Here is a 20,941-nt window from a genome sequence, read left to right as displayed (position 1 = left end):
TAACGCCGCGGTGAATTCTAGGAAGACCGGTCGAATGCGCAAGCACGCGGAAGTTTTCAATTTCTCAGGACATACCCGAGGATCACCTCGGTCATGTGGCCAAGCCGCTCGCTCAGCGCCTTGCGGCTGCGCAGGTCGCGCCCGAAGATGGCCGACAGGGTGTAGTTGTTGGACAGGTAGAAGTACGCCATGCCGGCGATGCTCACGTAGAGCTGCACCGGGTCCACACCGCCACGGAAGACGCCCGCGCCGCGGCCTCGCTCGAGGATCTGACCCAAGGTGTCCACGAGCGGCGTGTTCACCTCGCGCGCCCGCTCCGATCCGGACAGGTGCCGACCCTTGTGCAGGTTGGCGCTGTTGAGCAAGGTGAGGAACTCGGGGTGCGCCAGGTAGTATTCCCAGGTGAACTCGACCAGCCGGCGCAGCGCCTGTTCAGGCGGAAGCTCCAGCAGGTTCAAGGCCTGCTCGGCGCTGCGGATCTCGCGGTAGGCATGCTCCAGCACGGCACCGAACAGCGCATCCTTGTCCTGGAAGTAGTAGTAGATGAGGCGCTTGTTGAGGCCGCAGCGTTCCGCGATGCGCTCCATGCGCGCACCCCCAAGGCCGAACTCGGCGAACTCGTCACGCGCCGCCGCGAGGATGCTGGCTTGGGAGCGGTCCGCATCCCGCACCCGCTCCTCGCCGCCAGGGAAGACCGATGGACTCATACGGCATTCTATTCACCAAACAGGGAATTGCTACAGACCGACCGTGAGTGCACGCGGCAGATGCGGGGTCGGCTCGTAGCGGATGTCCGCTGCTGGGGGCGGCGCAGCGAGCAGGCGTACGATGCGGGCATGGAAGCGGGATACATCACCCGGACCATGCGCCCGGACGAGGTTGCGCTGGCGATCGAGTGGGCGGCACTGGAAGGCTGGAATCCGGGCCTCCACGACGCCGAGACCTATCCAGTCGCCGACCCGCACGGGTTCTTCGTGGGCGTGCTGCGGGGCGAGCCGGTGGCCTCGATCTCGGTGGTCAAGCATGGGCCTGCGTTTGCTTTCCTGGGCCTCTACATCGTGCGGCCGCCATGGCGCGGCCAGGGATTCGGCTCTGCGCTGTGGCAGCACGGGATGGCCTCGGCCGCCGGTCGCCAAGTCGGACTGGACGGCGTTGTCGCGCAACAGGCCAACTACCGCAAGTCGGGGTTCGAGCTGGCCTGGCGCAACATTCGCTTCGAGGGCCGCGGGGGAACGCTTGCGCCCGAGGATGCGCGGGTGGTCGATCTCGCCCTCGTGCCGTTCGAAACCGTCTGCGCCTTCGACAGGGCGTACTTCCCCGCCGTGCGCACAGCCTACCTTCAGGCATGGCTTGCGCAGCCCGACGCCGCGGGACGCGCCTGGATGGAGGACGGCCGCTTGCAGGGCTACGGCCTGGTGCGACGCTGCCGCGCCGGATGGAAGATCGGCCCCCTCTTCGCGGAGAAGGAGCACATTGCCGAAAGCCTGTTCCTCGCCTTGGGTTCCATGACCGGCGCGCAGGAGCCGATCTACCTCGACCTGCCGCAGGCGAACCCGGCCGCCCTGGCCTTGGCACGGCGCCACCACATGGAACCGGTGTTCGAGACGGCCCGCATGTACACAGGCCGAGCGCCCGGCGTGCCGATGCACGGCATGTACGGGGTCACGAGCTTTGAACTCGGTTGATCTTGATGCCCGCGGCTGGCCGAAGGCAGCCGCGCGAAGTGCTTAGTTGAGCGAGCCCAATCGGCGAGCAACCCGCTCGGCTGGTCTTAACTCCCGTGCCAGAGATCCTCTCAAGTGCCTTCGTCGAGCGTGCAAGCGAACAGCTGCCTTGGTTCGCCGTGGTACTGCTGGTTGGGGTGGCCATCACGTCCCTGGTTTCCCGCGAGCGCCGCCGCCGGCTTGGCCCCACCAGGTGCGCCGCGTGCCGCCGACCCGCGGATGGCTGCGGGACTATCGTCAGGCCGGCCGCGACATTTGGCGCGACCGGCTGGCACGCTGGCTGGGCATCCGCTCGCGCGATTGATGACGTTCGCGAACTGGAAGCATCCACGTTCCCAGGCTCACGCATCGGGCGCGGGCCAGTCGAGAAGTTCGGCCAGCCGCGCGATGACCCATTCCGCTTCGGCCGGCTGCACCGGCGATTCGCTGCCCGACAAGGTGGCGCGCAGTTGCTGCAGCACCTGCGCCTCCCGCTCCCCCGACGCGGACTGGATGGCCGTCGCCTTCTCCGTCAGCAGCTGTGCCAGGTCCTCGCACAGCTCGTACCGTTCGCGCACGAAGGCCATGGGCTGCAGCAGGCGATGGCCGGAGGCAGTGGTGTGGAGCGAGATGAACGAAGGAGGTACTTCGATCTGATTGGGGTCGTCGTTCATGGGTGGGCAGGATACCGGGGCCAACCGCCCGGATTCACCGCAGCAGCCGCTGAAGTGCGCAAGACGCCTGGCGTGCAGCCCTCCTCACTCGCTTGCTCGGGCAGGCGTACGGCGGCCGTAAACTGCATGGATGCTGTCGGCAGGTGCACCAGAGCATTCAGTAGATGTGTTGACTGCGCCCGCACACTTGCGGCCGTGGTTCCTCTGCGTCCTCGCCCGTCGGATTGGCGGCGCCCAGGCGGAGCATGCGGTTCGCGCACGCATACAGGCGAATTCCTACGCCTGCATCAACGTGATCAGCGAAGGGGACGTCGAGTGGGCAGGCCGCCCGCTGCCGCGCGTGTTTGTCGCGGGGCCGTTCTCGCGCTCGGTCGAGACGGTCGCGCCAGGCGCGCTCCTGTCTGCCAGCCTCGTCATGCAGCCGTGGCTACTGTGGCCATTGCTTCGCGTGAATGCCGAGTCCGTCGCCGACGGCGTGGTTCCCGTGACACTCGAGCCCAGGGTGCATCAAGCGCTGGATGCTGTAGCAAGGACTCCCGCGGACCACGCAGCACGCACCGAACTGTGGACCGCATTGGGGCAGGCTTTGGGCGCACCGCCACCCACCGCGCCGGCACTCGCGCTGGACGCGCTGCGCTCGCACGGTCTGGAAGCGGCGGCCGCGGCGTGCGGCTTCAGTTCACGACAGTACCGGCGCCGATTCCAGCAGATCCTGGGCCTCGCACCAGCGAGATGGCTGCGGATCACTCGGTGGGAACGCGCGGTCTCGCAGTTCGCGAGCACGCACCCGCACGGCAGCCTGGCCGACGTATCGATCAATTCCGGATACGCGGACCAGGCCCACATGACGCGCGAGATCCGCGAACTGACGAACAGCACGCCTGGTCAGCTCCGAAACGCAATGTTGGCAGGCAAGGAGAGCTGGTCCCTCGAGCCGGCGCGTGTCCGGATTCTTCAAGACGTGGAATCCGCCAGGAACTAGCCTGCGCGCATGACATTGCCAGCGCGAGCGAATTCCGGCGAAGCCGGCTATCTACTGACCACCGTCGAGGATGCGATTCGATCCGCACATGCCGGGAGCCTGTGGTACCTCACATTCGGACTCGCGTGCTGTGCTGTGGAGATGATGCACACGGCAGCAGCGCGGTACGACTTCGACCGGTTTGGGATGATTCCGCGCGCGAGCCCCCGGCAGGCGGACCTGATGATCGTTGCGGGCACGCTTACCAACAAGATGGCACCGGCGATACGCAAGATCTACGATCAGATGGCCGAGCCGCGGTATGTGCTATCCATGGGTTCCTGCGCGAACGGCGGTGGGTACTACCACTATGCCTATTCGGTCGTCCGCGGTTGCGACCGGATCATTCCGGTGGACGTCTACGTGCCCGGCTGTCCACCCACGCCCGAGGCGCTGCTCTATGGCGTGCTTCAACTTCAACGGAAAATCAAGCGCACGACGGTGTTCCACCGCGGGTGAGCCCGGCACTTTGATCCTCCGGTTCTCAGCGGCCCCGCGTGCTACCAGGGCGGGCCAACACGCACGGTGCGCCTTCAGCGCCGCGCTTGTCGCCCGCGCACGTACCGCTCCTTCATGGCGAGGACGAATTCGTCCATCAAGGGCGTGCGATGGACGTCCGCCCGCCAGAACACGCGGATCGTGCGGGACAGGCGCAAGGGCTCACCTCGAGCAGCCGGACGGCCTTCGATCCACGGCGCGGCGAGCGCGGAGCGCGGCACGACCGCGTTTCGTCAACGCAGAAGTGCAGGACGAAAGGCGCCGTCGGGTACTGGCCGCCGGCAAGAAGCGTCAGGACCGCGAAGCGGCCACTGGTCGATCGGAGCGACGCTAAGCAGCCGGCCCCTTCAACGCGAACTCGTTCAGGTGCCCGGAGGGCAGTGCCTCCATGCCCGGGTCCGGCGGCAGGTCCACGTCGAAGTAGCGCTTCAACACGTCGGAAATGAGTTCGTAGTAGGCACCGATGCGGATCACCTGCAGGGTGTTGAAGTTGATGATGGTGCCGGCCCGGCGGTACAGGTGTCCGCGGCGCAGGCCATGGTCGATCGTGATGTCGGCGATGCGGCGCAGTTCCTCCGGGATGTCCTCCACGCGGAAGCGGGTGCCGGTGCCGGAGTAGTTGGCCGACGACCCCAGAAGCGGAACGACCTCCTCGCGGCTGAGCCGGGTGAGCTCGGCATGGAAGGTGCCGGCATTGAGCAGAAGGGCGACGGTGCCTGCCGCCGAACTGGCGCGCAGCAAGTCGGGCTCCAGCTTGCGCATCAGCGGGTGGTCCTCCCGGAAGCTGCCCACCACCGCGATAGGGAGGTCATGATCCAGCACCAGCGCCTCGACCATCTCCTGCGCCCGCGGGCTGAGCGTGTGCAGCTCGCGCTGGGTCTCCAGGTCGGCGGCCATCGCGTTGCGCTTGTGGTCGCCACGCCGCTTGTTGTCGAAGATGGTGCGCAGCGGCGCGAGCGAGGAGCCGCAGAAGGCGTAGCCGGTGTCGTTGGGGACCAGCGCGATGCCGCCGCGCCGGACGATGTCCATGACGCGGCGGGCGTCGCTCTGCAGGGTGGGAGTGGTCATGGGAAGCCTCTGTGGTGATGTGTTTATAGTTTAATAAACACATGACGTTCTGACAAGCCCATACTTCCGCGGGTCATCAGGAGGGCGCCGCGCCGGACGCCAGCAGGGCGTCGTGCACCACCAACCCCGCGTTCAGCGTGTTGACGGCGTCGGCCTTCACTTCCATCAGGATGCGGCTGCGCTCCGCGCTCATGTGCACCGTCAGGTGTTGCACCGGCTTGCCCTGGGTGTCATGCAGCAGCCTCACCAGCCGGATCAGCGGAGCGCCCGGCTCGGTGGCCAGCGCCTGCGCGAGCCTCGGCGACGCGATTTCCGCACTGATTTCCTGCACGACCCGGCCCAAACGCACGCCGTGCTGCAGCAGCAGCTCGTACATGGCCTTCTTGCCCAGGGCGGCGCGCGTGATTCCCTTCGCCGCAGCGGCCGGCACCCAGGCGTCGGTGAGCATCAGCGGGGTGGATTTGACACTGCGCAGGCGCAAGGCATGGAGTGCCGGCTCGCCCGCTGCGAGCGCCAGGAGCGAGGCGACCTGCGCCGGCGGGGGCTCCTTCGCGAACGCGAGCACTTCCACCTCGGTTTGCGCGCCCAGCCGCCGGAGTTCATCGACGAAGCTCAGCGTCGGCTGCGGCCGCGCCACGCGCCCGCTCCCCCGCACGAACGTGCCCAGGCCATGCCGCCGTTCGACCAGGCCCAGGGCAGCGAGGTCGCCGAGCGCGCGGCGCACGGTGATCCGCGACACGCCGAACTGCTGGCACAGCGCCTCCTCCTTGGGCAGCGCCGCCCCAGTGGGCAGTTCGCCGCTGACGATACGGTCGCGCAGCACGAGGAACAGCTGCCGGTGCAGCGAGGTTCCCGGGACGCGCGGCAGCGGCAGTTCCGCGTCGGCGGCGGCCAGGGGGTGGACGGAGGGGGCACGCCCGGGGGACGCGTCACGGCGGGTGGTAGTCATGAAGCGGAGCGTAACAAACGCCGTTGACAGCACCACATGATGTCCTTACGATATAACAACATGACCTCGATCCCAAGCCATGAACCTCCCCGCGCCCGGTTGCGCGCCCTGCTCCGGCGGCCGGCGATGCTGGTCGCGCCGGGTGCGTTCGATGCCATCGGCGCCCGCATCGTCGAGGAGGCGGGCTTCGAGGCGGTGTACATGACTGGCGCCGGCGTTTCGCTGGCACGCGGCTACCCCGACCTGGGGCTGCTGGGCGTGGTCGAAATGGCCGACGCGGTTCGCGTGCTGGCCCGCTCCACCCGGCTGCCGGTGATCGCCGACGCGGACACCGGCTACGGCAACGAGCTGAACGTCACGCGCACGGTGCAGGACTACGAAGCAGCCGGTGCGGCGGGGCTGCACCTCGAGGACCAGGTAGCCCCGAAGCGCTGCGGTCACCTTGCTGGCAAGGAGGTCGTGTCCCGCTCCGAGTTTCTGGCAAAGATCCGGGCCGCAGTCGCAGCCCGCCGCGATCCGGACTTCCTGCTGATCGCGCGTACCGACGCCCGGGCCACGGACGGGTTCGACGAAGCAGTCTGGCGCGCCAACGCCGCCCTGGATGCCGGCGCCGACATGGCGTTCGTTGAGGCCACGCAGAGCGCCCAGGAAGCGGCCGAGGTGCCGCGCGCCGTCCACGGGCCCTGCCTGCTCAATGTGGTCCAGGGCGGCCGCACGCCGGTCGCCGACCTCCGCCAGGCAGAGGAAATGGGCTATCGCATGACGATCCTGCCGAGCGTGCTGATGACGGCTTTCCTCGAGGCCGGCGACGCCGCACTGGCAGCCCTTCACGGCACGCGCCAGGTCGCCGCCAGCCGCAGCAGCGTGCAGGACGTGTTCCGCCGCTTCGGCATGGACGCCTGGAACGCACTGCGGCAACCACTGGCGGGGGAGAACGGGCAATGAACGGACACACGCTTTTCGACAAGCTCTGGGACGCGCACGTGGTGCGTGACCTCGGCGACGGATGGGCGCTGCTGCACATCGACCGCCACCTCCTGCACGACCTGTCCGGCCCGGTGATGCTGGGCGAGCTGTCGCGACGCGGCTGCGCGGTGGCCAACCCGGAGCTCGCGTTCGCGACGCCCGACCACGCGATCTCCACGGTGCCCGGCCGCACCGGCCAGACGTATGCCGCGGGAGCGCATCTTTGGAGGACCCTGACCGAGGAATGTGCAGCGCGCCGCATCCGCCTGTTCGACGTCGACCAGTCCGGCCAGGGCATCGTCCACGTGATGGCGCCGGAACTGGGCCTGGTGCTGCCCGGCCTCACCGTCATCTGCGGCGACAGCCACACCTGCACCAACGGCGGTCTCGGCGCCCTCGCCTTCGGCGTCGGGACTTCGGAAGGCGCGCACGCGCTGGCGACCCAGACGGTGCGGCAACGCAAGCCGCCCCAGATGCGGGTGCGCTACAGCGGCGCGCTCGCGCCCGGCGTGACCGCCAAGGACCTGGCCCTGCACACGATCCGGCAGCTGGGCGCATCGGCGGGCGCCGGCTACTGCGTGGAGTTCGCCGGGCCCGTGATCGATGCCATGGACATCGAGGGCCGCCTCACCCTGTGCAACCTGTCGGTGGAGCTCGGCGCCCGCTACGGCCTGATCGCGCCGGACGAAGCCACCATCGCCTACCTGCGGGGCCGCCCCTACGCGCCCCGCGGTGCGGCCTTCGAGGCGGCGTTGCCATCCTGGCGCACGCTGCGCACGGATGCGGACGCGGCCTTCGACTGCAACGTGGAGATCGACGCCTCGCAGGTGGTGCCCACCATCACCTGGGGAACCAGCCCGGAGCAGGCCATCCCCGTGGACGGGCGGGTGCCCGAGCCCGGTGCCGTGCCGGCAGGCGAGCGGCCCGCGCTGGAGGACGCGCTGCGCTACATGGGCCTGCAGCCCGGCCAGCGCATCGCCGGCACGCCGGTGGACTGGGTCTTCATCGGCTCCTGCGCCAACTCGCGGCTGTCCGACCTGCGGGCGGCCGCCCAAGTGGCACGCGGGCGGCACGTGCCCGACTCGGTGACCGCCTGGGTGGTGCCGGGGTCGCTGGAGGTGAAGCGGGCGGCCGAGGCCGAGGGCCTGGACCGCATCTTCGTCGAGGCCGGCTTCCAGTGGCGTGAACCGGGGTGCAGCATGTGCGTGGCCGCCAACGGCGAGCAGGTGCCTCCGGGCCAGCGCTGCGTCTCCACCTCCAACCGCAACTTCGTCGGCCGGCAGGGGCCGGGCGCGCGCACCCACCTGGCCAGTCCGGCCATGGCGGCGGCCGCGGCCGTGTCCGGCTGCATCTCGGACCTCAGGAGCCTGGCATGAGCGCGCTGGAACCGCTGACCGTGCTGGTGGGACCCGCGGCCCCGCTGATGCTCGCCAATGTCGACACCGACGTGATCATCCGCATCGAGCGGCTGACCACGCCGCCGGCGGAGGGCCTGGGCCCCTACGCCTTCGAGGCGCTGCGCTACGCGGCCGATGGAAGCCCCGCACCTGACTTCGTGCTGAACCAGCCTGCGTTCCGCGAGGCGCCCATCCTGCTGGCCGGTCCCAACTTCGGCTGCGGCTCCTCGCGCGAGGGCGCGGTGCACGCCCTGCGTGCCCGTGGCATCCGCTGCGTGGTGGCGCCCAGCTTCGGCGACATCTTCTTCAACAACTGCTTCCAGAACGGCCTGTTGCCGATTTGCCTGCCGCTCCAGGACATCCAGCAGCTGGCCGCCGAGGCGGCTGGTGGCGGTGCCTTCACGGTGGACCTGCAGGAGTGCACGCTCCGCACGCCGGCCGGGCAGGTATTGCCGTTCACTGTCGACCCGCTGCGGCGGCAGGCACTGCTTCACGGCGAGGACGACATCGCCTCGACGCTGAAGCACCTGGACCAGATCCGGGCGTGGCAGGCCCAGGACCGGCTGGGCCGGCCCTGGGCCTGGCCGCCCGTGCCGGCCGACGCGCCCCACCCTTCCACTTGAAGCCAAGGAGACAACCATGCACACGTCCCCACCCAAGAACGCAGGCCGCATCCGCCGCCGCACCCTGCTGGCGGCGATGGCCGGCGGCGCCCTCGTGCCGCAGCTGGCGCTCGCCCAGGCGGCCGCGTGGCCGCAGCAGCCGATCAAGATGATCATTCCGTACCCGCCCGGGGGCGGCGGCGACGGCGTGGGCCGGCCGATCGCGCAGGGCCTGGAGCGCCTGCTCGGGGTGCCGGTCGTGCTGGACCACCGCCCCGGCGCCGGCGGCACCATCGCCGCGCAGCTGGCGGCCAACGCACCGGCCGACGGGCACACCCTCTACCTGGCCGACAACGGCGCCATTTCAGTGGCCCCGTCCTATCGCAAGCTGGGTTACGGTCCCGCCGACTTCAGCTACCTCGCGGGATTCGGCGAGCTGCCGATGGTGCTGGTGGCCAACCCCCAGGTGCCGGCCAAGGACCTGCGCGAGCTGGTGGCGCACTCGAAGACCCGGCCGGCGGGCCTGTCCTATGCCTCCGCCGGCATCGGCAGCATCCCGCACCTGGCCGCCGAACTGATGAAGGTGGAGACCGGCCTGAACGCCGTGCACGTGGCGTACAAAGGCTCCAGCCCCGCGATGACGGACCTGATCTCCGGCGTGGTCCATGCCGGCTTCTTCTCGCTGCCCGCCACGGCCCCGCACATCGCGTCGGGGCGTCTGAAGGCCCTGGCCGTGACCTCGCGCGAGCGCCTGCCGGGGCTGCCCTCGGTGCCGACCTTCGCGGAGCTTGGATATCCCTCGCTGGGCACCCGGTACATCTCCGGGATCCTGGCCCCCAAGGGGCTGCCGGCGCCGGTGTCCGCGCGCCTGGCATCGGCGCTGCGGTCGGTGATCACGGATCCCGCCGTCGTGAAGAGCCTCGAAGCGACCGGCATGGTGGTCGCGTACCAGGACGGCGCGCAGGTGCGCGAGGTCTACGAGCAGGACTTGGAAAAGTGGCGCAAGCTGATCCAGCAGGCCAGCCTGAAGCTGGACTGAACGCGGGGAGCACCATGGACGGCAAACCCATGCCCATGCCGCTGCGGGTCATCGACCTGCTGCGCCACGCCGCCCGCAACCACCCGGGCGCGGAGATCGTCTCCAGGCGGGTGGAGGGCGACATCCACCGCAGCACCTACGCCGAAGCCTACGCCCGCGCCTGCCGCGTGGCGCGGGCGCTGCGCGACGAGCTGGGCGTCAGCCCGGGCGACAAGGTGGCCACGCTCGCGTGGAACACCCACCGCCACCTGGAGCTGTACTACGGCACCGCGGGCCTCGGCGCGGTGATCCACACCATCAACCCGCGCCTGGCGGGCGACCAGCTGGCCTGGATCTGCAACCACGCCGGTGACCGCGTGCTGTGCTTCGACGGCACGTTCGCACCGCTCGTTGCAGCAGTCGCTCCCCAGCTGCGCACTGTCCAGGCCTTCGTGCAGCTCAGCCCCGGCCCCGCCGCGGCGGCGCCTTTGCCCGAGGTGCTGGATTACGAGGCACTGCTGGCCCGCGTGCCAGGCGCGGACATGGACTGGCCCGCCGTGGACGAGAACGCGACCTGCGGCCTTTGCTACACCTCCGGCACGACCGGCGATCCCAAGGGTGTGGGCTACACGCCGCGCTCCACGGTGCTGCATGCCTATGCCAGCGCGCTGCCCGATTCCCTGGACCTGTCGGCGCGCGACACGGTCATGCCGGTGGTGCCGATGTTCCACGTCAATGCCTGGGGCCTGCCCTTCACGCTGCCGATGGTGGGCGCGAAGATGGTCCTGCCTGGGCCGGCGCTGGACGGCAGGAGCATCTACGAGCTGTGCGAGTCCGAGGGCGTGACGATGGCCGCGGGCGTGCCGACCATCTGGCTCGGGCTGCTGCAGCACCTGCGCGCCAACGGGCTGAAGTTCACCTCGTTGCGCAAGACCGTCATCGGGGGCGCTGCCGCCGGCGAGGCGATGGTGCGCGCCTTCGAGCAGGAGCACGGCGTGGCGGTGATCCATGGCTGGGGCATGACGGAGACCAGCCCCGTCGCGGCGATCAACCAGCCGACCCGCCGGCATGAGGCGCTGACACCGGACGAACGCATCCGCCTGAAGACCCGGCAAGGCCGCGAAGTCTTCGGCGTGGAAATGCGCATCGAGGACGAGAGCGGGCGCGAACTCCCCCGCGACGGCCGGGCCGCGGGGCGGCTGCTGGTGCGAGGCCCCTGGGTGGCACAGGCCTACCAGGGCGGCCTGCAGGCGGCGCGGGCCGACGGCTGGTTCGACACCGGCGACATCGCCTCCATCGATCCCGAAGGCTACATGCTGATCGTCGACCGGGCCAAGGACATGGTGAAGTCGGGCGGAGAGTGGATCAGCTCGATTGACCTGGAGAACGCGGCGATGTCGCATCCCGCAGTGCTGGAGGCGGCGGTGATCGGCCTGCCGCACCCCAAATGGGACGAGCGCCCCTTGCTGGTGTGCGTCCGGCGCGACGGGGCGCAGCTCCGCGCCGAGGACGTGCTGGAGCACCTGCGCCCGCGCGTGGCCAGGTGGTGGCTGCCCGAGACGGTGGAATTCGTCGACGCCTTGCCGCACGGGCCGACCGGCAAGGTGCTCAAGACCGTGCTGCGGCAGCAGTACGCCGGCCATGCATCGAAGGGGGCCGCATGAAGGACGTTTTCGCACGCGACATCCTGCAGGGCCGCCATGCGGTGATCACCGGGGCCGGCAGCGGCATCTGCCAGCGGATCGCCGAGCGCTTTGCCGCGCAGGGCGCCGTGGTGAACATCATCGGGCGCAACCTGGAGAAGGCCCAGGCGGCGGCGCAGGGCATCACCGCCGCCGGTGGCCATGCGCACGGCTGGTCCGCCGACGTACGCGACATGGAGGCGCTACAGGCCACGGTAAACGCCTGTGTGGACCGCTGCGGACCGATCGACATCGTGCTGGCCGGTGCGGCCGGCAACTTCGTGGCGGAGGCCATGGGCATGTCGGCCAAGGCGTACCGCACGGTGATCGAGATCGACCTGCTGGGCAGCTTCCACCTGTTCCGCGCATCCTTCCCGCACCTGCGCAAGCCGGGCGCCCACGTGATGGCGATCTCCGCCGTGCAGGCGAGCATGCCGACGGCCGCCCAATCGCATGTGGGCGCAGCCAAGGCGGGCATCGAGCACCTGGTGCGTACCCTGGCCATCGAGTGGGGACCGCTCGGGATCCGATGCAACGCGATCTCGCCGGGGCCGGTGGCGGATACCGAGGGGTTCGCGCGACTGGCGCCGGGTGGCGACACCAGCTGGGAGCGCATGCGCGAGGGCATACCGCTGGGCCGCGCGGCTCAACGCGACGAGATCGCGGACCTGGCGCTGTTCCTGGCCAGCGGCGCCGCCGCCTACATCCACGGCACCACGATTGCCATCGACGGCGGCCAGAGCAACCTCGGCTCGCTGCCGTTCGGGGCGATGCTGCTCGATTCGCTCCGGAGGACGTGATACCCAGATCCTCGCAGGCCCGTGGTTCGAAGGCAAGCCGGGCGCCAACGAGATGATTGCCGCCGAGACGCTTGCGCGAGGGTCGAAGGACGACCACAACCTCCTGGTGGCGTCCGAATCGGTGACCACTCGTTTACACGAAGCCGCCGGTCGACGCAGAACGCGACCTCGTGCCCGTTCACGAGCTATTTCGAGATCCCGTTCGCGCTAGGTGAATGCCTGATCTCGAACTGCACCGGCCGCTGGGTCGTGCGCTGCATGACGCTCGCACCGGATCAACGGCCGCTCCTGGCCCCGAAGCAGCCGTATCGACGGGCCCGGCACCGTTTGTGACTCGCGGAATTCAGGCGCTCCAGTTCGCCGCCTCATGAGCCATCGAGCTTCATCGCCGGCTGCCTTGGCGACCACTTCGCGCACCACGCGCGGCGCTGCGGGGTTGAAGGGTTCCCTGGCGGCCGGCTGTTCGAAGGCTTCCCTCCTGCTGTACGCTGTGCTGCATGACCGCCCTCGTCGAGCGCGACGCTTTCCTGGACGGCACGGCTTACGGCGTGCAGGCTTCCCTGCGCTTGATGGATGAATGCCGAAGTGCGCCTGGTGCGAGGGGCAGCAAGGAGCAGCGTGGCGTCGAGAGGCGCTTACCGCCGCCGCTGAGCCGCTCACCCGCCGGAGGCTAGACCCGAGGCGGCACGGTGCGCGTGTCTGCGGCCGCGGAGGACACGGCAACGTCCGTGAGTCGACGGGCCACGCGCTTGCGCCCTGCCATGGCCCCCACGACGGCCGCAGCCAGCGCGAGCACCAGCGCCAGCAAGGTGCTCCACATCGATGCCGACGCATAGGGCTGCGCCTGCGCCGCGGCCCGTTCCGCCCGGGCCGCAACCATGGAGGCAATTTCCTGTGCGCCCCTGCGCGCTTCCGCGGCCGCCTGGGCCGGGTCATTGCGCACGCTTTCGATCCGCTGGGCAATGTTGGACAAGGTGCTTTGCGCCTCGGATTGCGGCAACCCGGTTGCCGTCGCGACCATCTCGACGGTCTGCGGGTTCCGCAAGCGCGAGATGACCTGGTCGACGTCGCCGCTGCTCAATTGGGCTGCGTCGAACCCGGTCGCCGCCGCCGATGCCGCGCCCCGGGTGACGCTTCCGAGCGCACCCAAGACACCGCTCGTCAACATGCTGATCCCGCTGCTGGCCATGTAGATCAGCAGGAGGAGGGTCAGCACCCACACCAGCACGCCTTCGATCATTCCGTTGGTGCGGTCGTACACCATTCCGGTGCTCGTCGCGACGAAGCCGCCGATGAACAGCGCGATCAGCAGCGTCAAGCCACTCCACACCGCTGCCCCGATGCCCAGGCTCCTGGCGTTGAGGTCCTCACCGGGCCCCACGTCCGCGGCAGAAATGCCGATGGCGAGCCCCAGCACGGTGAGCAGCAGGAAGACCCCGATGGCCACCAGCAAGCCACTCCAGACGCCACCCCATGAAACGCGACTGCCTTGCTGGGCAACTGCGGCGGCCGTGAGACCTCCTTGGACTTCTTCATCTTGGTAGGGGGTGGACATGGCGCTTCCTTTTGGATGTTGGGACGGGTCCGCTCGTCCGGATGAGGATCGAACCGCAAATAACCCACGATCCTGGTGCGCGAGCGCCCCAGGCGGGATAGGAAGCGAAGAGGAAGCGCCGTCAGAAGGGCCCCACGTCGGGCTGATTGTCTTCATCGACTGCGTGCCGATCCACAGAGCTTGGCCGTCGGCCTGCGCTTTCTGCACGGATTCGGTTCGCACGCGAGTGCTCGAACCTTCGCTTGCAGTCTTCCCCTGGCCTGGTCTGGCCGCACAGCTAGGAGCCGAAGGAGCCGTTGACCTTCCTCGCACGCCACGCGAGCCGAGCTGGACAGGCACCCTGAGGTCTGCCTTCCCAGCTTTCCATCCACACCGACCAGGGCCGGTCATACTGTGCGTCATGAAACATGTGACGCTTCCCTGTGGCGAAGCCGTTGCGGCCCTCGGCCAGGGTACTTGGCACCTCGGCGACGACCCTGCCCGCCGCCGGGAAGAAATCGCCTCTATACGCCGCGGCATCGACCTGGGCATGACGCTGATCGATACCGCCGAGATGTATGGGGAAGGTCGCGCGGAGGCACTTGTCGGGGAGGCGATAGAAGGCCGGCGCGATGAAGTGTTCATCGTGAGCAAGGTCTATCCGCACAACGCGTCGCGCCGCTCCATGCCCATCTCCTGCGACAACAGCCTGAACCGTTTGCGCGTTGACGCGATCGACCTGTACCTGCTGCACTGGCAGGGCGCCGTGCCGCTGGCGGAGACGGTGGAAGCCTTCGAAGCGCTGCGGCGCGCCGGCAAGATCCGGCACTGGGGTGTGAGCAATCTCGACACTGCGCTCATGCGCGACTTGTACGATGTGCCTGCCGGCGCGGCGGTGCAGACCGACCAGGTTCTCTACAACCTCAGCCGGCGCGGTATCGAATGGGACCTGCTGCCATGGCTACGTGAGCGCCGCATTCCCGTGATGGCCTACTCGCCACTCGAAGAGGGCCGGCTGCTGCGGCGGCGCGGGCTGGTGGAGTTCGCCAAGCGCCATGGGATGACACCCGCGCAGGTGGCCATTGCGTGGCTGCTGGCCCGTGACGACGTGATCGCGATACCCAAGACGGGGAACCGTACGCGGCTCGAGGAGAATGCCCGGTCGCTCGAGCACCGGTTGACGACAGCGCAGCTGCAGGAACTCGACGCGCTCTTCCCGCCGCCGACACGAGCCTCTCCACTCGAGATGATCTGAGTCGCGAGTTGGCCAAGTACTCAATGACCGCAGCTAGCTGAGACATCTGCTTCCGGCCCCGGAAGCAGCCGCCATCAACTGTTTCCGGTGGGCGGGCCCTCACCGCCACCGATCCCCAGCTCGGCGCAGACACGGCCCAGGAGCGCCTTCACCTGCGCGAGCTCGGCCTCCAGTCGCGCCACATGGGCCTTCAGGGCCGCGACCTCGCCCAGCGAGAGGTCTTCGGAGGCACCGGCTTCGGTGGGGCCCGCAGATTCGTCGTCCGCCGGCTCACCGCCGAGCAGGTGGGTCCATCGGCTTTCGCGTGCGCCGGGAAGCCTCGCAAGCTTGCGCACGAGTGCACCGGCGGGGCGCTCGGCCAGCTCCTCCAGGAAGGCTTCGACGGACGAGATGTCGGCGAAGTTGTGCATGCGCTCCGACGCGATCCGGAGTTCGCCCGGCGTTTGCGGGCCGCGGAGCATCAACACGGTTAGCAGCGCGATCGACTGCGAGGGAATCCGCAGGACGCCGTCGAGGTTGTGCCCGTACCGGTAGACGCGTCCGCCACTCGTTTCGGTCACGAGGCTGAGGGCCTTGAGGCTGTCCAGGCTCGCCTGCGCCTGGGCGTCCGACAGGTCCATGACGGGGTTGCGGCTCGTCTTCTGGTTGCACCCGGAGACAAGGGCGTTGACCGTCAGGGGATAGCTGTCGGGCACCGTGCGTTGCTTCTCGGACAACACGCCGAGGACGCGGATTTCAGATGGGGAGAGTGCGCGAAGGGTGGACATCGGAGGTTGCCGGGATCGACCGCGCAATGTACCGTGCGCACGGCCGCTGCGCCCCTGCGCCCCCGCGACAATCCCCGCATGTCGATCCCTGCTCTCCAGTCGCTGCAGATCCAGCTTCATCCGGCGGACCCCGTGCTGGCGCAGCATCAGGCCCGCTTCAACGACCTGGTGAGAGACGTCCAGCACTGGCGTGCCGCACTCGGCGATTGGGAGGCGAGGCTCCAGCGCTTGCGCGCCGCCATCGAGCCACTCCACCGGGAGCTGGATGCGGCCTGGCGGCAATGGGTGTTCGCCCTCGACCATGCCAGCGTGCAGCCGGAGTTCACGCGGGCTGAAAGGCAGCAACTCGACGAGATGATTCGGGATGTCGCCAAGGCGCTGCTGGCTGTGGGGAACGATGAGGGAATCGCGGCACTCCTGAGCCGGCATGGGGAGGATTCGCCTCCCGTGCCGTCGCAAGCGCTGGACGCAGGCGCACCGGGTGAACAGGCACTGGAGGACCAGGAGCAGGACCAGGAGCAGGACTGGGAGCAGCAGGCCTCGGCGGCCGCCGCTCGAAGACAGCAGCATGCTGCGAAGCGACGCGCAGCCGCTGCACTGAAGCGGCGCACGCAGGCCACGCAGGAGGTCTCGCAATCCGTTCGCGCCGTGTACCGGCGGCTCGCGAGCGCTCTGCACCCGGATCGCGAGCGGGATGTGCAGGAACGTGAACGCAAGACAGCGCTGATGCAGCAGGCCAACCAGGCGTACGACCAGGGAAACCTGCTGGCGCTGCTGGAGCTGCAATTGCAGGCCGAGCAGGTGGACGCCGGGCACCTGGCTGCCGCGGACCGGGGGCGGCTGCAGCACTACGCCCAGGTCCTGCAGGAGCAACTGTCGGAACTGCAGTCGCAGACGCGCCGGCTCGAGGCGCAGTTTCGTGCAGCCACGGGACTTGCGCCGGGCTCCGGCATGCAGCCGCACAAGGCCGACCGGCTCATATCGTCGCAGGCGCAGACACTGCGCGGCGAAGTGCAGATCCTGCGCCGCCAGATCAAGTCATTGCTGGACGTGGCGGCGACCAAGGGCTGGCTGCGCGCGCAACGCAAGCGGTGAGCCGTGACGCCTGCCTTTGGGTCGAGGGCCGCCCTCACCCAGCGTCGTGCCTCGGCGCCCTGGCCGGAAGCTGCCGTCGCTCGCGGCGTCGGCACGGGCGAGGCGGTTCGAGGCGTCCATCCGCCAGTCTGCAGCCTGGGCTTATGCTGCCCGTGTGATTTCCATCCCATCGCCCATGCGCCCGGCCGAGCAGCTGTTCGCACCCTTCAGCTCGCCCGACTGGATCTACGAGCCAAAGTTCGGCGGCTACCGGTGCATGGCCGCGGTCGACGCCAGCAGCGACGAGCCGCTGTGGCGGCAGATGCGCAACCCTGGCACCCGCGTGCGCCTGCTGACAGACGCGGGACAAGAGTGCACCGCGTGGTACCCCGAGATCGTGCGCGACCTGGACCTCCTGCCCGGTGGGCCGCATGTCATCGATGGCGAAGCTTGTGTCCTTCGAAGGGACGGCACGAGCGACTTGCGCCAACTGCAACGCCGGGCCAGGCGCATGGGGCGGGTTCCTGGAGCACCTGCCGTGACCCTGTGCTGCTTCGACCTCCCCGTCTGCAACGGCCGGCCCACCATGCACCTGCCGCTCACGCGCCGCAAAGAGCTGCTGCGGGAGCTCATCGCGCTCATTGACGACCCGAAGCCAGCGCTGCTCTTCGTCCCAAGCTTGCCTGCCGACGCCGACCTCCTTCAATCGATGACCGTGCCCAAGGATGCAGGCGGCATGGGGTTCGAGATGGAATGTGTCGTGGCCAAACGGCGGGACAGCCCCTATCGCCCAGGCCTGCGTTCCGACGACTGGCGCAAGATCAAGCGCCCCGGGGCGGAATAGAGGGCGACCTTGGGGGTTCTGATCGCCTGATCGGTAAATGCGGCACCTCAGAAACCGCCATCATTCCGCGACCAAAGGTGCGGCCGAGGGTGCCGAGCGCATCGCTCTTTGCTGGTGAAATCCAGCGCAATGACTCAGCCGCATCCGCCACAGCCGCCGCAGCCACCACCCGCCTCGCACCCGCCGGTGCTTCCAGAGTCCCCTGTGACGACGTGAGCATCACCTTCGAACAGGAAGTTGAATCCAGCGTAGCGAGGGTCCATCATCAACGCCGCACTCCCGAACAGCGCTACCGCCAGGGAGACTGCGGGCGCGGAACCCACGGAGGCGGGCAGGCGCGGCACCACGGCACCCTTGCCTTCCGCCGCGGCACGCGGGTCGTTCAGCAGCGCCTTGAGCGAAGCCATCCGATCGGTGAAGGATGCGAGCGCGGCTCGCCCGGCACCGGTTGGCTCCTGCCTGGGCGCACTGAGACCAATGATCGCCAGCAGCGTGAACACAAGGGCCTTGCCGAACAGCACCATCGCGAAGGGCGAGCCGCCCTTTGGAACCGCGAAGAATGCGGCCCACCCAAGAGCACACAATCCCAGGAGCCAAACGGAAAGCCATACTCGCGCGGGGCTGAGCGTGTCTGGCGCCGTGATCAAACGAGCCTCGACCAGACGCGCCGCAAGCTGCTTCAGTGACTGTTGAACCGACTGTGCGAGCGCCTTCACATCGACGGGACCTGCGCTAGTGGCGCCGATCACCGCTGCTTCCAGTGGCTCTAGCGGGCCTGCCACTGCGGGACCGTCCTGCCTGACCAACACCCCACCTGTTAGCGTGTACTTCTTGGCGTCTCTCTGAGGTTCCAAGCGAAAAACCCCGCGTGCAATCAGCCCGCCCACTGCGGCAGCCAAGGCCCGGCTCTGCCCGCCGGCAAGATAAGCCGTCTCGAAGGCGTCCACGGGCATTGGGGCGCCCGCATCCTGTGTATGCACATCCTTGAACAGCAGCACACCTAGCAGCACGAACAGCAGGTAGAGCCCGAGGCTCGGCCATGCGCCCAGCGAGGGCAGCACCTGCGCCAGCAGGCTCGCGCTGACTACGGCAAGGAGTACCACTGCCAGCACAATCGCGGGAGCGCGCACCCAGGCACTCGCCATCACCGGACCCAGCGCCCACCCCTCCCTGTCGGGCAGACGATCGCCGTCAGCGGAGAACCGCTGTTGCGCAGATGGCCAGATGCCCGGATCCGGCGTCTCTCCAAACGTGGCACGGTAAGCCTCCAGCGTGTAGATGTACATGTCGCGGTGGCGGGCAAACTCCTGCGGCCCCTCGCGGGAAGGTTCATGGTGCAGGAACCGGCCCAGCACCTCGATGCAGAAGGACCTGTACTCGCGCGTCTGCATCAGGTGAAGATGCCAAGCGGCATCTACGTCTTTCGACGGGCACACGGGTTGACTCGCCACCTGCGTCAGCATCAGAAAGCGCCGGTACTCGTGGATGACCTGCATGGCCTTTCCGAGTGTCCAGCCCTGTTCGCGCGCGAGTTTCTCCTCGAAGCGCACTGCCGCGCCGACAGGCGTGAAGCTCCAAGCGTCCAGGCGGGCCAGGATGGCGCCGCTCGAAGTAGGCTGCTCCGCCGCGTGCCTGGCCACCGCATCTTCAAGGCTCATGCTGCTCTCCTCTGACGTGAAGTCCGCCAGTCGGATGCACTGTAGAAATGCCGTACGGAACCTGGAAGTGTGCCTTCCCACACCTGTGGAAACCCGAATGGAAGGGAGCCTCGCGCCTGGCCAAAGCACAGATCGCGCCGACCGCAACAGCCTCGACGCGACCACGCGATGCGCAAGGTCGCTTCGCACGCAAGCGCATAACGTGGTAACCTGCGCGCTGCTAGACGTTGAACAGATCGTCGCTCTTCAAGGCATTACTTTCTCCCTCCGGCGGGACCAACCCGCCGCGTCGTTGTCTGAATCCCTCTCGATGTTCTCTGGCGTTGTGCACCGCGCGGCATGTTGCTGCGCGGCACCTTCCTGAATGGAGACATCATGGAAAACAGGCTTTACGTGGGCAACCTGCCCTACTCCTTCACCGACGACGACATGCAGCGCACCTTCGCTGAGTTCGGAACGGTCAGCAGCGCCAAGGTGGTCATGGACCGCGACAGCGGCCGGTCCAAGGGCTTTGGCTTCGTGGAGATGGGCACCCCGGCCGAAGCCACTGCCGCCATCCAGGGCCTGCATGGCCGGGACCTGGGCGGCCGCGACATGGTCGTGAACGTCGCCAAGCCGATGGAAGCGCGTGCTCCCCGCTCGGGCGGCTACGGCGGCAATCGCTACTGATCCTTGCCGCAAGCGCAGTCCGCAAGGGCGTGCTTCGCGCGATGGTCGCAAGACCTGGATGCAGACAAAACTGCTGCATCCGCTGCACCGAGGGTCTGCCCGGTGCAGATCCATTCCCCGCGTCCAGGCGCCCGACTCCGGTCCGCCTCACCCGCCTCCGGTGCGCACTACTGCGCGCCCCCTTTTTAGAAAGGCTCGTTTCATGAGCACCAAGATCTACGTGGGCAACCTGCCCTACTCCGTCACCGACGCCACGCTGGAAAGCAACTTTGCCGAGTTCGGCGGCGTTTCCTCCGCCAAGGTCATGATGGACCGTGACACCGGCCGCTCCAAGGGCTTCGGTTTCGTCGAAATGGCCTCTGCGGAAGTCGCCCAGGCTGCCATCAAGGCGCTGGACGGCATGTCCGTCGATGGACGCTCGATCACCGTGAACCTGGCCCGCCCGCGTGAAGACGGCCGTGGTGGCGCTGGTGGGTACGGCGCGGACGGCTTCAGGGCCGCCAAGCGCGCGGACGTCGGCTATGGCAACGGCGGCTACGGCGGTGGCCGGTACTGAGCCCAGTCGCTCCAGCAAGAAACCGGCTCAGCCGGTTTTTTTTCGCCTGGACCCGAGCCCCGCTCCGGGGCCCAAGGCCAGCAAGGCGGCCTCGCCTTGGCTCAGAAGGTGTGAAGGAATCGTAGCGAGCGGCCCGAGGTGGTGCGGAGCATCGCAGCCGTACAAGCGTACGGCGAGAAGCGCAGGCGCCAGATCGGGCCGCGCAG

At 68.4% G+C, this 20,941-nt stretch carries 22 protein-coding genes; 14 read left to right on the top strand and 8 right to left on the bottom strand.

The genetic code is table 11. The features are described 5' to 3' along the window. Window positions 1-56 precede the first annotated feature (56 nt). Window positions 57-707, bottom strand: a complete 651-nt coding sequence (locus EZ242_RS01510; RefSeq protein ID WP_135283337.1) for a TetR/AcrR family transcriptional regulator — start codon at window positions 705-707, stop codon at window positions 57-59. A gap of 129 nt (window positions 708-836) precedes the next feature. On the opposite strand from EZ242_RS01510, the gene EZ242_RS01505 reads away from it, so the two are divergent. Beyond that, a complete protein-coding gene (locus tag EZ242_RS01505) occupies window positions 837-1,685 on the top strand; it encodes a GNAT family N-acetyltransferase (protein WP_135283336.1) in 849 nt (282 codons plus the stop codon). A 380-nt stretch (window positions 1,686-2,065) separates the two neighbouring features. On the opposite strand, the gene EZ242_RS01500 is transcribed toward EZ242_RS01505, so the two are convergent. Next, window positions 2,066-2,377: an ATPase with chaperone activity gene (locus EZ242_RS01500; RefSeq protein ID WP_135283335.1), complete on the bottom strand. Its 312-nt coding sequence runs from the start codon at window positions 2,375-2,377 to the stop codon at window positions 2,066-2,068. Between the two features lie 166 nt (window positions 2,378-2,543). On the opposite strand from EZ242_RS01500, the gene EZ242_RS01495 reads away from it, so the two are divergent. Next, complete coding sequence (locus EZ242_RS01495) at window positions 2,544-3,359, top strand: helix-turn-helix transcriptional regulator (RefSeq protein ID WP_167784603.1); 816 nt, start codon at window positions 2,544-2,546, stop codon at window positions 3,357-3,359. A gap of 9 nt (window positions 3,360-3,368) precedes the next feature. Beyond that, window positions 3,369-3,857 (top strand): NuoB/complex I 20 kDa subunit family protein, encoded by a 489-nt coding sequence (locus EZ242_RS01490; protein WP_135283333.1) that lies wholly within the window; start codon window positions 3,369-3,371, stop codon window positions 3,855-3,857. Window positions 3,858-3,931: 74 nt separating this feature from the next. Here the strand turns inward: EZ242_RS01490 and EZ242_RS21890 are convergent, their stop codons facing one another. The 3 genes from EZ242_RS21890 to EZ242_RS01480 all read right to left on the bottom strand — a co-directional run bounded on the left by EZ242_RS21890 (window position 3,932) and on the right by EZ242_RS01480 (window position 5,913). Then, complete coding sequence (locus tag EZ242_RS21890; protein ID WP_167784602.1) at window positions 3,932-4,117, bottom strand: hypothetical protein; 186 nt, start codon at window positions 4,115-4,117, stop codon at window positions 3,932-3,934. Window positions 4,118-4,226: 109 nt separating this feature from the next. After that, window positions 4,227-4,964 carry a Sua5/YciO/YrdC/YwlC family protein gene (locus tag EZ242_RS01485; RefSeq protein WP_135283332.1) on the bottom strand — a complete coding sequence of 246 codons (738 nt, stop codon included), beginning with the start codon at window positions 4,962-4,964 and terminating at the stop codon, window positions 4,227-4,229. Between the two features lie 76 nt (window positions 4,965-5,040). Next, window positions 5,041-5,913 carry a GntR family transcriptional regulator gene (locus tag EZ242_RS01480; RefSeq protein WP_205960575.1) on the bottom strand — a complete coding sequence of 291 codons (873 nt, stop codon included), beginning with the start codon at window positions 5,911-5,913 and terminating at the stop codon, window positions 5,041-5,043. A 60-nt stretch (window positions 5,914-5,973) separates the two neighbouring features. Between EZ242_RS01480 and EZ242_RS01475 the strand changes: the two genes are divergently transcribed. Genes EZ242_RS01475 through EZ242_RS01450 form a run of 6 tightly spaced genes read left to right on the top strand, consistent with a single transcriptional unit; the run spans window position 5,974 to window position 12,378 of the window. Continuing rightward, window positions 5,974-6,858 carry an isocitrate lyase/PEP mutase family protein gene (locus EZ242_RS01475; protein ID WP_135283331.1) on the top strand — a complete coding sequence of 295 codons (885 nt, stop codon included), beginning with the start codon at window positions 5,974-5,976 and terminating at the stop codon, window positions 6,856-6,858. Further along, window positions 6,855-8,255, top strand: coding sequence for a 3-isopropylmalate dehydratase large subunit (gene leuC, locus EZ242_RS01470; RefSeq protein WP_135283330.1), 1,401 nt, complete (start codon window positions 6,855-6,857; stop codon window positions 8,253-8,255). The genes EZ242_RS01475 and leuC overlap by 4 nt, the downstream gene beginning before the upstream one ends. A gap of 5 nt (window positions 8,256-8,260) precedes the next feature. After that, window positions 8,261-8,899: a 3-isopropylmalate dehydratase small subunit gene (gene leuD, locus EZ242_RS01465; RefSeq protein WP_135283955.1), complete on the top strand. Its 639-nt coding sequence runs from the start codon at window positions 8,261-8,263 to the stop codon at window positions 8,897-8,899. Between the two features lie 16 nt (window positions 8,900-8,915). Further along, window positions 8,916-9,917 carry a Bug family tripartite tricarboxylate transporter substrate binding protein gene (locus tag EZ242_RS01460; protein WP_135283329.1) on the top strand — a complete coding sequence of 334 codons (1,002 nt, stop codon included), beginning with the start codon at window positions 8,916-8,918 and terminating at the stop codon, window positions 9,915-9,917. 14 nt (window positions 9,918-9,931) lie between these two features. Then, window positions 9,932-11,560, top strand: coding sequence for a long-chain-fatty-acid--CoA ligase (locus EZ242_RS01455; RefSeq protein WP_205960574.1), 1,629 nt, complete (start codon window positions 9,932-9,934; stop codon window positions 11,558-11,560). Next, a complete protein-coding gene (locus tag EZ242_RS01450) occupies window positions 11,557-12,378 on the top strand; it encodes an SDR family oxidoreductase (protein ID WP_135283328.1) in 822 nt (273 codons plus the stop codon). The genes EZ242_RS01455 and EZ242_RS01450 overlap by 4 nt, the downstream gene beginning before the upstream one ends. A 670-nt stretch (window positions 12,379-13,048) precedes the next feature. Here the strand turns inward: EZ242_RS01450 and EZ242_RS01445 are convergent. Next, window positions 13,049-13,933 carry a hypothetical protein gene (locus tag EZ242_RS01445; RefSeq protein WP_135283327.1) on the bottom strand — a complete coding sequence of 295 codons (885 nt, stop codon included), beginning with the start codon at window positions 13,931-13,933 and terminating at the stop codon, window positions 13,049-13,051. Window positions 13,934-14,333: 400 nt separating this feature from the next. On the opposite strand from EZ242_RS01445, the gene EZ242_RS01440 reads away from it, so the two are divergent. Beyond that, window positions 14,334-15,167, top strand: a complete 834-nt coding sequence (locus EZ242_RS01440; RefSeq protein ID WP_135283326.1) for an aldo/keto reductase — start codon at window positions 14,334-14,336, stop codon at window positions 15,165-15,167. A 74-nt stretch (window positions 15,168-15,241) separates the two neighbouring features. On the opposite strand, the gene EZ242_RS01435 is transcribed toward EZ242_RS01440, so the two are convergent. Then, window positions 15,242-15,934: a YceH family protein gene (locus EZ242_RS01435; protein WP_135283325.1), complete on the bottom strand. Its 693-nt coding sequence runs from the start codon at window positions 15,932-15,934 to the stop codon at window positions 15,242-15,244. Between the two features lie 78 nt (window positions 15,935-16,012). On the opposite strand from EZ242_RS01435, the gene EZ242_RS01430 reads away from it, so the two are divergent. Both EZ242_RS01430 and EZ242_RS01425 read left to right on the top strand, forming a co-directional pair. Continuing rightward, a complete protein-coding gene (locus EZ242_RS01430) occupies window positions 16,013-17,029 on the top strand; it encodes a J domain-containing protein (RefSeq protein ID WP_135283324.1) in 1,017 nt (338 codons plus the stop codon). A gap of 175 nt (window positions 17,030-17,204) precedes the next feature. After that, window positions 17,205-17,852, top strand: a complete 648-nt coding sequence (locus EZ242_RS01425) for an ATP-dependent DNA ligase (RefSeq protein ID WP_135283323.1) — start codon at window positions 17,205-17,207, stop codon at window positions 17,850-17,852. 134 nt (window positions 17,853-17,986) lie between these two features. Here EZ242_RS01425 and EZ242_RS01420 read toward each other — a convergent pair whose 3' ends face one another. Further along, the gene (locus tag EZ242_RS01420; RefSeq protein WP_135283322.1) at window positions 17,987-19,510 is read right to left on the bottom strand and encodes a TIGR04222 domain-containing membrane protein; all 1,524 of its coding nucleotides are present in this window, start codon (window positions 19,508-19,510) and stop codon (window positions 17,987-17,989) included. A gap of 375 nt (window positions 19,511-19,885) precedes the next feature. Between EZ242_RS01420 and EZ242_RS01415 the strand changes: the two genes are divergently transcribed. Both EZ242_RS01415 and EZ242_RS01410 read left to right on the top strand, forming a co-directional pair. After that, window positions 19,886-20,179, top strand: coding sequence for an RNA recognition motif domain-containing protein (locus EZ242_RS01415; protein ID WP_135283321.1), 294 nt, complete (start codon window positions 19,886-19,888; stop codon window positions 20,177-20,179). A gap of 202 nt (window positions 20,180-20,381) precedes the next feature. Continuing rightward, window positions 20,382-20,735 (top strand): RNA recognition motif domain-containing protein, encoded by a 354-nt coding sequence (locus EZ242_RS01410; RefSeq protein ID WP_135283320.1) that lies wholly within the window; start codon window positions 20,382-20,384, stop codon window positions 20,733-20,735. The last annotated feature ends 206 nt before the right edge of the window (window positions 20,736-20,941 follow it).

The organism is Ramlibacter rhizophilus, from assembly GCF_004681965.1.
Lineage (GTDB): Bacteria > Pseudomonadota > Gammaproteobacteria > Burkholderiales > Burkholderiaceae_C > Ramlibacter > Ramlibacter rhizophilus.
The sequence above is the reverse complement of the archived record's forward strand: the minus strand, read 5'-3'. Positions and strand labels throughout refer to the sequence as shown.

What these genes read in the sequence shown, in the direction of transcription:
- EZ242_RS01510 (WP_135283337.1), bottom strand. Translation starts at nt 707, where the DNA reads ATGAGTCCATCGGTCTTCCCTGGCGGCGAGGAGCGGGTGCGGGATGCG.
- EZ242_RS01505 (WP_135283336.1), top strand. Translation starts at nt 837, where the DNA reads ATGGAAGCGGGATACATCACCCGGACCATGCGCCCGGACGAGGTTGCG.
- EZ242_RS01500 (WP_135283335.1), bottom strand. Translation starts at nt 2,377, where the DNA reads ATGAACGACGACCCCAATCAGATCGAAGTACCTCCTTCGTTCATCTCG.
- EZ242_RS01490 (WP_135283333.1), top strand. Translation starts at nt 3,369, where the DNA reads ATGACATTGCCAGCGCGAGCGAATTCCGGCGAAGCCGGCTATCTACTG.
- EZ242_RS01485 (WP_135283332.1), bottom strand. Translation starts at nt 4,964, where the DNA reads ATGACCACTCCCACCCTGCAGAGCGACGCCCGCCGCGTCATGGACATC.
- EZ242_RS01480 (WP_205960575.1), bottom strand. Translation starts at nt 5,913, where the DNA reads ATGACTACCACCCGCCGTGACGCGTCCCCCGGGCGTGCCCCCTCCGTC.
- EZ242_RS01475 (WP_135283331.1), top strand. Translation starts at nt 5,974, where the DNA reads ATGACCTCGATCCCAAGCCATGAACCTCCCCGCGCCCGGTTGCGCGCC.
- leuC (WP_135283330.1), top strand. Translation starts at nt 6,855, where the DNA reads ATGAACGGACACACGCTTTTCGACAAGCTCTGGGACGCGCACGTGGTG.
- EZ242_RS01460 (WP_135283329.1), top strand. Translation starts at nt 8,916, where the DNA reads ATGCACACGTCCCCACCCAAGAACGCAGGCCGCATCCGCCGCCGCACC.
- EZ242_RS01455 (WP_205960574.1), top strand. Translation starts at nt 9,932, where the DNA reads ATGGACGGCAAACCCATGCCCATGCCGCTGCGGGTCATCGACCTGCTG.
- EZ242_RS01450 (WP_135283328.1), top strand. Translation starts at nt 11,557, where the DNA reads ATGAAGGACGTTTTCGCACGCGACATCCTGCAGGGCCGCCATGCGGTG.
- EZ242_RS01445 (WP_135283327.1), bottom strand. Translation starts at nt 13,933, where the DNA reads ATGTCCACCCCCTACCAAGATGAAGAAGTCCAAGGAGGTCTCACGGCC.
- EZ242_RS01440 (WP_135283326.1), top strand. Translation starts at nt 14,334, where the DNA reads ATGAAACATGTGACGCTTCCCTGTGGCGAAGCCGTTGCGGCCCTCGGC.
- EZ242_RS01435 (WP_135283325.1), bottom strand. Translation starts at nt 15,934, where the DNA reads ATGTCCACCCTTCGCGCACTCTCCCCATCTGAAATCCGCGTCCTCGGC.
- EZ242_RS01430 (WP_135283324.1), top strand. Translation starts at nt 16,013, where the DNA reads ATGTCGATCCCTGCTCTCCAGTCGCTGCAGATCCAGCTTCATCCGGCG.
- EZ242_RS01425 (WP_135283323.1), top strand. Translation starts at nt 17,205, where the DNA reads ATGCGCCCGGCCGAGCAGCTGTTCGCACCCTTCAGCTCGCCCGACTGG.
- EZ242_RS01420 (WP_135283322.1), bottom strand. Translation starts at nt 19,510, where the DNA reads ATGAGCCTTGAAGATGCGGTGGCCAGGCACGCGGCGGAGCAGCCTACT.
- EZ242_RS01415 (WP_135283321.1), top strand. Translation starts at nt 19,886, where the DNA reads ATGGAAAACAGGCTTTACGTGGGCAACCTGCCCTACTCCTTCACCGAC.
- EZ242_RS01410 (WP_135283320.1), top strand. Translation starts at nt 20,382, where the DNA reads ATGAGCACCAAGATCTACGTGGGCAACCTGCCCTACTCCGTCACCGAC.